Annotated in this window: 6 protein-coding genes; all 6 read left to right on the top strand. The window is 40.1% G+C overall.

Annotated features, from left to right (window positions below; genetic code table 11):
* Positions 1-187 precede the first annotated feature (187 nt).
* A complete protein-coding gene (locus tag A9996_RS18465; RefSeq protein ID WP_066438807.1) occupies positions 188-1,009 on the top strand; it encodes a class I SAM-dependent methyltransferase in 822 nt (273 codons plus the stop codon).
* A gap of 124 nt (positions 1,010-1,133) precedes the next feature.
* On the top strand, positions 1,134-2,252 hold the full coding sequence (locus A9996_RS18470) for a glycosyltransferase family 4 protein (RefSeq protein ID WP_066438811.1): 1,119 nt from the start codon (positions 1,134-1,136) through the stop codon (positions 2,250-2,252).
* A 359-nt stretch (positions 2,253-2,611) separates the two neighbouring features.
* Entirely contained in the window at positions 2,612-3,685 is a 1,074-nt protein-coding gene (locus A9996_RS18475) for a glycosyltransferase (protein ID WP_066438814.1), read from the top strand.
* A gap of 40 nt (positions 3,686-3,725) precedes the next feature.
* Complete coding sequence (locus tag A9996_RS18480; RefSeq protein ID WP_066438816.1) at positions 3,726-5,117, top strand: O-antigen ligase family protein; 1,392 nt, start codon at positions 3,726-3,728, stop codon at positions 5,115-5,117.
* The gene (locus A9996_RS18485) at positions 5,068-6,084 is read left to right on the top strand and encodes a glycosyltransferase family 4 protein (RefSeq protein ID WP_066438818.1); all 1,017 of its coding nucleotides are present in this window, start codon (positions 5,068-5,070) and stop codon (positions 6,082-6,084) included. The genes A9996_RS18480 and A9996_RS18485 overlap by 50 nt, the downstream gene beginning before the upstream one ends.
* A gap of 852 nt (positions 6,085-6,936) precedes the next feature.
* On the top strand, positions 6,937-8,283 hold the full coding sequence (locus A9996_RS18490; protein WP_248912385.1) for an exopolysaccharide biosynthesis polyprenyl glycosylphosphotransferase: 1,347 nt from the start codon (positions 6,937-6,939) through the stop codon (positions 8,281-8,283).
* Positions 8,284-8,915 lie beyond the last annotated feature (632 nt).

Here is an 8,915-nt window from a genome sequence, read left to right on the forward strand (position 1 = left end):
TTTTTTTTGTTCTACTATCTTTTTAACAAGAAGAATTCGTGGCACTCATGAAAATCTTTTCAGTAATGAGAATAGTCCTTAATAAAGATATTCAGAAGTGGGGTATCAATCTTTACTACCGGAAAAAGGATAAAAATTAGATATATTCGTTCAAGATTAAAAAATAAAATTATATTCAAAAAAAATAATGATGGATAATTCAGAGCTTTCAAGAACACTTGATACCAACAAAAAGCAGGCGGAATTCTACAACACAAAGAAAAAAAATCTACCCACTAGAATTTGGTCAAGTATTCGTGAAAAAACATTACACGGTATTCGGAAAGATCTTAACATCCAGCAGGACTTCCATGATTTGCACAAAATATGGTTTGGCGAGTTGAAGGGAAAGAAAGTGTTGGATTTAGGATGCTATGCTGGCAATCACCATTCTCGATACTTAGCTGAAAACAGTAAGCAATATCTTGGCTTGGATTTAAGTAAAGTTGGAATTGATATTCTTAACAAGAATCTGGCTCATATTCCGAGTGGAGTAGGTGTTGTGCAGGATTTTCTGTCAGAGTCGTTTACCGAAAAGGATTTTGATCTTATATATGCTTATGGTGTTTTACACCATTTTGAAAATATTGATTTGTTGATTTCTAAATTGAATGAAAAGCTTGCGGATAAAGGACAAATTATTAGTTATGACCCTCTCCAAACCAGCACACCTATTTGGCTCATCCGTAAACTTTATAGACCGTTTCAATCCGACGCGGCCTGGGAATGGCCTTTTAGTAGAAAAACGCTTTTAAAGTTTGATAAGCATTTTGATATTTTAGAAAAAAGAGGCGTTCTTGGGCATGCGAAATGGTTTTTTATATTGAATTTATTACCGATACCCCAAGAAAAAAAATTAAAGATTGGTAAATCCCTTCATAAGAAAGATTGGGAAAATTCCAATACTTCTATGTCACATTTATTTACCTGCATGCAACTGACCATGCACATGCAAAAGAGGGGATCTTGATACATTTATTATCTAAACGACCATCGACATTACTCTTACATTACAAAAACTGTAACTTCTTTGAAATGGTTATATCTTGGGCGCTCAATATTGTTTTTATTATTGTCTATTATTAAAGCTAAGTATGAAACTCGCCATATTCACCCTAGTGCAACACAGTTATAAAGATGGTCATTATTACGGCTACGGCCCTTATGTAAATGAGATGAATTTATGGGGACGGTATGTGGACGAGATTACTGTAGTGGGCGTACATAAACCAAACAATGAGGTGGATGCTATTGATACCCCATATAAGAATGAAAAGGTCACCTTTGTCCCAGTTCCAAATTTTAATATTTTAGGTGTTTTAGATATTTTTAAAACACTTTTTAAAGTGCCTTATATTTTTTTGAAATGCATACAGGTGATGCGGCAAGCAGATCACATTCATTTGAGATGTCCTGCCAATGTGAGTTTGGTTGCCTGTGTTGCTCAAATCTTTTTCCCCAATAAAAAGAAGTCCACCAAATATGCCGGCAACTGGGACCCCAATAGTAACCAACCCTGGACCTACCGGTTGCAGCAAGCCATACTGCGAAACACCTTTTTAACCCGCAACATGCAAGTATTGGTCTATGGCGAATGGCCTAACGAAACCAAAAATATCCAGCCTTTTATTTCGGCTACCTATTATGAACATGAAAAAATAGCCTTTCAACCTAGAGATTATAAAAAGACCTTGAGTTTTGTGTTTGCAGGAGCCTTAGTGGTAGGGAAGCGTCCGTTATTGACGATTCAAATTATCGAGGCCTTACATCAAATAGGGATTCCTGTAACGCTACATCTCTATGGCGATGGTCCTTTAATGCCAGAATTGCAAGACTATGTCAAGACGCAGCATTTAGAGTCCATAGTTTTTTTATATGGGAATCAGGATAAATCTGTTGTTAAAGCGTCTTTGATAGACGCCCATTTTAATATTTTACCTTCCAAAAGTGAAGGGTGGCCAAAAGCCGTTGCTGAAGGGATGTTTTTTGGGTGTATTCCTATCGCCACCAGCGTATCTTGTGTGGGCTGGATGCTTGGGGAAGGCACTCGTGGTATTTTGATTGAACCCGACTTGGATATGGCCGTGGCGCAGATTGTCAATGCTTTACAACATGCTGATTTGGATGCGATGGCGGAAGCTGCTTTGAACTGGTCGCAACAGTATACCTTTGATCGGTTGGAGGCGGATATTGCGAAGGTGATAGGCCCCTAAATCCACGAAGGGGACTTTTGATCCCCTAAATCCCCGAAGGGGACTTTTAGTTGATTGAGGATTGAGGATTGAGGATTGTTGATTTGTAAAATTTGACGGGTGACGGATGACGGATGATGGATGATGGGTGACGGATGACGGGTGACGGGTGACGGGTGATGGGTGACGGATGACCGAAGACTGAAGACCGAAGACTGAAGACTGAAGACTGAAGACTGAGAACGGACAACCGCCAACAGATAACCGATAGGCTTAGCCTCGCTCGCAAGTCGACACCTTCAGATGTGCAATACACAATAATAATAATAATAATAATAATAATAATAATAATAATAAATAAACCATAAACAATAGCACCCATGCGCGTACTGCAATTGATAGATAGTTTGGAAGCCGGTGGGGCGGAGCGCATGGCAGTTACTCTTGCCAACACGCTTTCTGAAACCATTGAGCGCTCTTATCTATGTGCAACGCGACAGGAAGGCTTATTAAAAACTTCTCTAAAGCCTGAGGTTTCGTATGTGTTTTTGAATAAGCGGCGTAAGATTGATATGTCTGCAATTTTCAAATTATACAGTTATATAAAAAAAGAGCAGATTGATATTATCCATGCCCATTCCACCTCCTTTTTTATGACGACGCTCATGAAATGGATAAGGCCTAATTTGAAAATTGTTTGGCATGACCATTATGGAAATAGCAGTTATTTGGAGAAACGTCAGTATGGGGTTCTCAAGTTTTGTTCTGGTTACTTTTCATTGATTTTGAGTGTGAACTCGGTTTTGGAGTCATGGGCAAAACACCATTTAAAATGTCCGGAGGTGATCTATCTCCCTAATTTTGCAGTCCAGGATAGAGACACATTGCCAGTGACGCATCTTAAAGGACAATCGGGAAAACGGGTGTTGTGCTTGGCCAACTTAAGGCCACAAAAAGATCATCAGACCCTTATAAATGCTTTTCGAATAGTTCATGACGACTATCCTGAGTGGACCCTGCATTGTGTGGGACAGGATTTTAAAGATCGCTATTCCAAATCGATCTATGCCCTTGTTGAAGAGCTGGGTCTCAACGATCATATCTACTTTTATGGGAGCTGCCCAGATACAGATCATGTTATTCAGCAAGCGGATATTGGGGTCTTATCCTCGGCTTCGGAAGGCTTGCCCTTGGCATTGTTAGAATATGGTTTGGGTTCATTGCCTGTTGTGGCAACTGATGTTGGCGACTGCAACAGTGCTCTCCCAAAAGCATGTCATGACTTTTTGGTAGCACCAGCTGAGCCTCAACTTATGGCAGAACGGCTAAAAGTATTAATGGGTGATGCCGCTCAAAGAAACCAGCTTTCTGATTTGATGTTTCAACATGTTACAGCGCACTTTTCAGCAGTTGCAGTAACCGATAAATTGAAGGTCCTTTATTCCCAACTCTAAAAAATTGCCGTATTTTGCAGCCCATTGACCTGTTGATCCTATGAGAGCCAAACGCACCTACCGTTACCGTTTTACCAACGATGCCTATGTTGCCCTAATTGTGCTGCACATTATTATGGGGATATTTATCAATACCATCCCTCAGTTTTCAACTTTGTATTTTGCGGTGGTTTGTGTGTTTTTCATCTTCAAGGTTATTGTGACTCCAAAACGTGAAAAGCTCATTTGGGTATTGTTTGGAGCTTCTTATTTTGTGGCTGCGGAGTCACTATTCCGAATGACGGGGGGCGGCCTGTTTTATGAATTCTCGAAGTACTTTGTGATTTTACTGATGTTAATGGGGATATTTTATGATGGCGCTTCTGGAAAAGGTTATCCGTATTTTATCTATTTGATTTTGTTGGTACCTGCGGTGCTTGTGGCTTCCACTACTTTGGGCTATGATCTTAATTTTAGGACGAGTGTCGCCTTTGTGCTCAGTGGCCCAGTATGTTTAGGGATTTCAGCCTTATATTGTTATGATAAGAAAGTGAGTAAAGAGGTCTTGCTTCAAATTGTAGCTTGTATGAGCTATCCCATCATTACCATGACTACCCATCTCTTTTTATTCAACCCCAGTGTCAAGGAGGTTTTAACGTCAACAGGATCGAGCTTTGCCACCTCTGGTGGTTTTGGTCCCAACCAAGTGTCTACGTTATTGGGCTTGGGAATGTTTGCTTTTACGGTTCGCTTTTTTTTAAAATCCCCAAGTTTGTTTCTGAAAGTTTTCAACTTGGTGCTTTTGGCAGCGGTATCTTTTAGAGCCTTGGTGACTTTGAGCAGAGGTGGTGTTTTTGGAGCGCTGATTATGATTGCGGCTTTTTTAGTAATTTTTTATGGCAGTGCGAAGTTCCGGCAGAAGCAACAAATTATAGTGTCAGTGGTTCTTTTGATTTCTGTCGCTTTCACAACTTGGGCTATTAGTTTAAATCAATCCAGTGGATTGGTCGGCAACCGCTATGCTAATGAAGACGCTACAGGACGCGAGAAAAGTGATGTGTCTACTGGGCGTGTGGAGCTTTTTGTAAATGAATTTGAAGGGTTTCAGGAGCATCCGTTTTTAGGGGTTGGCGCTAGTGGCATGAAACAATCGCGTCTGGAATCAGAGGGAGCCATTATTGCGTCTCATAACGAGGTGAGCCGTTTGCTTTCAGAACATGGCATGTTTGGAATTTTGATTTTAATGATCCTGATTTTAAAACCTCTCGATTTTAGAAGTAGGCACCACAACAATATCTTTTTTTATTCTTTTTTAGCGTTTTGGTTTGCTACCATCAATCACTCCGCCATGCGTATTGCCGCGCCTGCTTTTATATATGCCTTATCACTGTTACATGTTACCAATGAAAAACCTCCTTTACGTCGGAAACCATCTCCAGAACTCTCAAAGTAACGCCAGTTACAGTGCTGTTTTAGGACCTTTGTTTGAACAGAGCGGGTATGAGGTGCAATACACGTCCAGCAAAACCAATAAAGTGCGGCGGCTGTGGGAGATGTTATGGACGACCTACAGATCTAGAAAAAAAACGGATCTCGTTTTGATTGACACCTATAGCACCCAGAATTTTCAGTTTGCGGTTTTGGTGAGTCAGCTGTGTAGGCTGCTGCAATTGCGGTATGTTCCCATTCTGCATGGGGGCAATTTGCCACATCGTTTAAATAACTCACCTAAATTGTCTAAAATACTATTCAAAAATGCCTATGCCAATGTGTCTCCATCTTTATATCTAAAAGATAGTTTTGCGCAATTTGGGTATGAGAATGTGGTGTATGTCCCCAACACCATTGCTTTAAAACACTATCCCTTCTCATCAAAAACTTATGACTACCCAAAATTATTATGGGTGCGTTCCTTTTCTGAAATTTATAATCCCACTTTAGCTATTGAAGTGCTGCATGAGCTGCAGGCACGAGGCTTTAAAACAGAACTATGTATGGTAGGGCCTGATGCAGATGGGAGTTTGGCAAAAGTAAAAGCTTTGGCAACATCTTTGAATGTACACGTTACTTATACTGGAAAGCTGACCAAGGACGCTTGGATTGCCCTTTCCGAAAATTACAATGTATTTATCAATACCACCAATTTTGACAATATGCCCGTGAGTGTCATTGAGGCTATGGCTTTGGGACTTCCGGTGGTATCTACAAATGTGGGCGGAATGCCGTATTTGATTAGTGATGGTTTGGATGGCCTGTTGGTGCCGCCCAACGATAAGGAAGCTATGGCTGATGCGATTGGGACACTTTTTAAGGAGTTGTCTCGAACAGAGGCTATGGTTATAAAGGCTAGGGGGAAGGTGGAGCAGTTTGATTGGAAGTATGTGGGAGCGTTGTGGGATGAAGTTTTGGGTTGTGATTGACGATTGCTGACGACTGCTCCTGAAAACTGTATAGACCCTTCCGTCTTTGAGCTCTTTTCTGAGCTCAAATCCACCTTCCCTAGAAGGAAGGGAAGGAGCTTTTAGATGTGTAAGTGTTTGCAAAATTAGTGAGCGGCTTAACTCCTCGTCCTTTTGTAGGGATGGAGCTTTTAGATGATGGAGCTGATTAGTTAATGTCTCCGGCAGTTTCGAGGATTTTCGTGACACTAGAAGCTGGAAGTTAGAAGTTAGAAGTTAGAAGTTAGAAGATGGAAGTTAGAAGATGGAAGCAAGAAGTTAGAAGCTGGAAGTTAAAACTGCAATATCCATATTTAAAATTCCACATCTCAACTGAGGACTGTGGCCTAAGACTCGAAACTGGGATCAACAAATAGGGTATTAGGGATGAGGTATTAGGAAATGAATATCGGATATTGGAGTTGAAGTTGAAGTTGAAGTTGAAGTTGAAATTGAAGTTGAAGTTGAAGTTGAAATTGAAGTTGAAGTTGAAGTTGAAGTTGAAGTTGAAAAATGCAAGTTGTTGAGTAGATACGCCACAATAATGAGTTAACAATAACAATAACAATAATAATAATAATAATAATAAATATCAGGTTTCGCAGATGTTCGTTGAAAGCACGGACAAATTTAGAAACCAGAAACCAGAAACCAGAAACCAGAAACCAGAAACCAAAAACCAAAAACCAACAACTCACATTTTAATTTGATACTGAAGCCATAAAAAACGATTGAGGACTTGCAGAATTGTTGAGACTTATTATCTTCGCCCCAACACTCTCCAAACAATGTACAAAAAAAGCAATCCATTTTCAAGTTTCAGAGAGAAAAGTCTTGCTCAGACTTCTAGATATCGTTCTGGCCATTTTCGGACTTTATTTACTAGGACTTTTATTTGACTATGAATACCTAATGATCCGCTGGGAAAATAGCGTGGCCATTCTTATTCTAATTCTGTATTTAAGTGTGTTCGGTACCGTTTTCGAAATCTACGATTTACAGAAATCCAGCCAGCTCGATGTGACCTTCAGAAATATCGTATTGACCGTCTCCACGACCGTATTATTTTATTTCCTGACCCCTGTAGTCACTCCTTTTTTACCTGAAAAAAGGCTGCAGATTGTCTATTTCTATCTCACCATCGTAGCCTCTATCTTTTTATGGCGGATTGCCTATGTAACCTTGATTGCCTCACCCCGGTTTTATAAAAGGGTAATTCTGGTTGGGGAGATGACTTATGTGACTTCGTTTTTGGAAGCCTTGAGCCAATCTGACCCAAATTATAAGATTGTTGGGTTTATCAACTGTGATTTGTCGAAAAAGACGCCAGTGAAATTTGAAGGGATTCGGGAATTTCAAGCTGATGAATTGATGCAGGTTATTAGCGAGGAGAAGATTTCAGAAGTGGTCGTAGCGAGTTATAATACGGAGACCATCACCACCCAAATCTATAGTGATCTTATGCTGCTTTTAGAACGTGGTTTCACCATTAGAGAATACAGTCAGGTGTATGAAGAGATTACCTATCGCGTTCCCATTCAGTTTGTCGGTAAGGATTTTTATAAATATTTCCCCTTTAGTCGGAGTAATCAAAACAAGCTCTATCTCTTTTTTAACCGGTTTTTTGATATCTTGTTTTCAATCGTAGGTTTGTCTGTGGCGGTTTTGATATCGCCCGTAATCTTGATAGGTAACTTATTGGCGAACAGAGGGCCTTTGTTTTACACTCAGGAACGTGTAGGCAAACATGGCAAAGTTTTTAAGATTATCAAGCTCAGAAGTATGATCGTAAATGCAGAGACTGAGGGTGCCAAATGGGCACTGGCGAATGATGTGAGGATCACTAAATTCGGTAATTTTTTGAGACGAAGCCGACTTGATGAAATTCCACAATTTATCAATATTATAAAAGGCGAAATGAGCCTTATCGGTCCACGTCCTGAACGCCCGTTTTTTGTTGAAGAACTCTCACGATCGATACCCTTTTATGAAACCCGGCACGTGGTAAAACCCGGTCTGACAGGTTGGGCCCAAGTAAAGACCCGCTATGGGGCTTCCGTTGATGACAGCCTTACCAAATTGCAATATGATCTCTTCTATATCAAGCGCAGAAGCTTTTTTCTCGATCTGAATATTATGGTAAAAACCTTGAGTACGGTATTGTATTATAGAGGGCAGTAGGTTTTTGATTAACGATTTATGGTTAACGATTTATGATTTAGGATTAATGACCGATGTTAGAAGTTAGAAGTTAGAAGCTAGAAGCTAGAGGCTAGAGGCTAGAGGCTAGAGAACAGAAAGTCTACGAGTGGGGGTTTGATTTTTGAAGATGAATTTGAATTTGAATTTGAATTTGAAGAATACGGCTTCTTTCGCAAAAACGTAGAATAACAATAACTTCGTGAAGGTCATTGCGAGGACGAAGGACGAAGCAATCTCATGAGATTAAGACATAATAACCTGCTGATAGAAGATGGAAGCTGGAAGCTGGAAGCTAGAAGTTGGAAGCTGGAAGCTTACAATTTTTGTAAATGTTTTGTACGCATTGTTTTGGGGTAATCTGCGTTATCTGCGGGAGGATTTTAAATTATTACAGTTAAGCTTTTGACTGAAGAGCGCACATCTCGTTTTGAATAACGAATAACGAATAACGAATAACGAATAACGAATAACGAAGTTTGAATTGTGAAGTTGGTGAGATTATTCTGGAAGCTAGAAGTTGGAAGCTGGAAGTTAGAAGATAGAAGCAAGAAGCAAGAAGCAAGAAGCAAGAAGCTGGAAGCTGGAAGCTGGAAGATTGAGAGTATACGAGT

The sequence above is a fragment of the Gelidibacter algens genome (genome assembly GCF_001678675.1).
GTDB classification, from domain to species: domain Bacteria; phylum Bacteroidota; class Bacteroidia; order Flavobacteriales; family Flavobacteriaceae; genus Gelidibacter; species Gelidibacter algens.

What these genes read in the sequence shown, in the direction of transcription:
- A9996_RS18480 (WP_066438816.1), top strand. Translation starts at nt 3,726, where the DNA reads ATGAGAGCCAAACGCACCTACCGTTACCGTTTTACCAACGATGCCTAT.
- A9996_RS18485 (WP_066438818.1), top strand. Translation starts at nt 5,068, where the DNA reads ATGAAAAACCTCCTTTACGTCGGAAACCATCTCCAGAACTCTCAAAGT.
- A9996_RS18475 (WP_066438814.1), top strand. Translation starts at nt 2,612, where the DNA reads ATGCGCGTACTGCAATTGATAGATAGTTTGGAAGCCGGTGGGGCGGAG.
- A9996_RS18465 (WP_066438807.1), top strand. Translation starts at nt 188, where the DNA reads ATGATGGATAATTCAGAGCTTTCAAGAACACTTGATACCAACAAAAAG.
- A9996_RS18470 (WP_066438811.1), top strand. Translation starts at nt 1,134, where the DNA reads ATGAAACTCGCCATATTCACCCTAGTGCAACACAGTTATAAAGATGGT.